The sequence below is a fragment of the Verminephrobacter aporrectodeae subsp. tuberculatae At4 genome, assembly GCF_000193225.1.
In the GTDB taxonomy this organism is placed as follows: domain Bacteria; phylum Pseudomonadota; class Gammaproteobacteria; order Burkholderiales; family Burkholderiaceae_C; genus Acidovorax; species Acidovorax aporrectodeae.
In genome coordinates this window covers 1-1,688 of sequence record NZ_AFAL01001022.1, presented here as the reverse complement: position 1 = coordinate 1,688, position 1,688 = coordinate 1, and the positions used below count along the sequence as shown (strand labels likewise).

1 protein-coding gene is annotated in these 1,688 nt (G+C 73.5%); it reads right to left on the bottom strand.

What is annotated here, in order from left to right; translation table 11 throughout:
* Window positions 1–1,611: protein-disulfide reductase DsbD domain-containing protein (locus VTU_RS0124675; RefSeq protein WP_010110500.1), on the bottom strand; the 1,611-nt coding region annotated here is incomplete at its 3' end.
* Window positions 1,612–1,688 lie beyond the last annotated feature (77 nt).

The following is a 1,688-nucleotide window of genomic DNA, read 5'->3' as shown; positions in this document are numbered from 1 at the left end:
CCATGCGCCGGGGCGCGGGAGTGCGCGCGCCACGCCGGGCGCAAAGCTGGCGGCCAGATAGGGCAGGGCCAGGCCCAGGCCCAGCGCAGCAAACACGGCCAGCGCCTGGGAGGCGGGCAGCGTCGCCGCAAGGCCCAGCGAGGCGCCCATGAACGGCGCCGTGCAGGGGGACGCGACGGCCACGGCGAGCACGCCGCCCAGGAACGCGTCGGCCACCGGGTGCTGCGCCTGCACACTGGCCAGCGACGTGGGCAGGATCTGCCCGAATCGGAATACCCCCGCGAGGTTCAGTGCAATCAGCGTGAACAGCGCCGCCAGCGCCGCGACCATGGCGGGCGACTGCAGCTGAAAACCCCAGCCGACGGCCTGGCCCGCCGCGCGCAGGCCCAGCATGAGCGCGCCCAGCGCCATGAAGCACAGCAGCACGCCCGCGGTGTAGGCGACGCCGTCTGCACGGCGGGCGCGGCGGTCTCGGGCGTTGCGCGCAAGGCCCGTGAGCTTGATGGCGAGCACCGGGAGCACGCAGGGCATGAGGTTCAGGATCAGCCCGCCGAGCAAGGCCCCGAGCAGCGCAAGCGTGAGTGCGGGCAAGGAGGCGCCGGAGCCTGCTGCCGCGGGGACGTTTTCCAACCCGGCGGCGCGCGCCGCGTTGGCCTCGAGCGCGGCCCCGAGCGCGGGCGGCACGCCGGCCTCGGGCGCGGGGCTGGGCCATGCGCCGAGCACCTGCAGTTCGGCGCGGTAGCCCGGGCGCTGCGCGTTCTCCGGCGTCCGCTCCGCGAGCACCACGGGCAGCGCCGTGGGGTTGCTGCTGCTGCGCTGCTCTGACAAGGGAAGCCGCGCGGTCCACAGGCTGCCGTTCCAGGACTGGGTCCAGGGGCCGGCGGCGGCGATGGTCGCGGGCGTTTCGGGGAACAGGTCCAGGGTTCTTCCGCGCAATGCCGCGGGCAGGCCCGCGACGCGGATTTGCAGCGCGTTGCCGTCGAGCCGCGCCTGGTTGTCGGACACGCTGGAGGAGTCCACTGCGCGGGGCTGCGCCTCGCGCGCGGCTTCAAAGGCCGCAGCGCTCAGCGCCGTGCTGCTCTTGATGGGCAGTTGCAGCGTGAATTCACCCGCTTCGGGTATGCATTCCTTGCTGCAGACGAGCCACGTTGCGTGCAGGCGCACGTGCACGTCCTGCGCCAGCGGGCCGGGCGCAAAACCGCTGCCCACGGTGACGGGAACGGGTAGCAGCACGCGGCCTTCGTAGCCGTAGTTGGTCAGCGTGCCGACGCGAATTTTCCCGGGCAGGGGCCAGGCGATCTCGCCCGGGTCCAGCCCCGCGGGCAAGACCCAGTCCAGGGTGGTGGGCAGGCCCGAGTCCCCCGGGTTTTTCCAGTAGCTGTGCCAGCCGGGCTGGTGGGTGAGCGACAGGCCGAGCCACAGCGGCTCTCCGGGCGCCACGCCCTGGGGCGCATGCGCCAGGAGTTCGGCGCGCACGTGGGGCGTTGTGAGCACGCTGCTTCCCGGGGCGCCGGATGGGGGCGCGAACTGGGCGCAGGCGCTGCTCCATGGAGCGCTGGCTGCTGCCAGCAGAAGGGTCGCTGCGAGGCGGTGGAGCAGGCGTTGGTGCATGGGGTGGGATTGTGCGCCGACTGCCCTGCGCTGCCCGTGCCAGGAACCCCGCAGGCGGCTCGGGGGCGTTGCCCCTC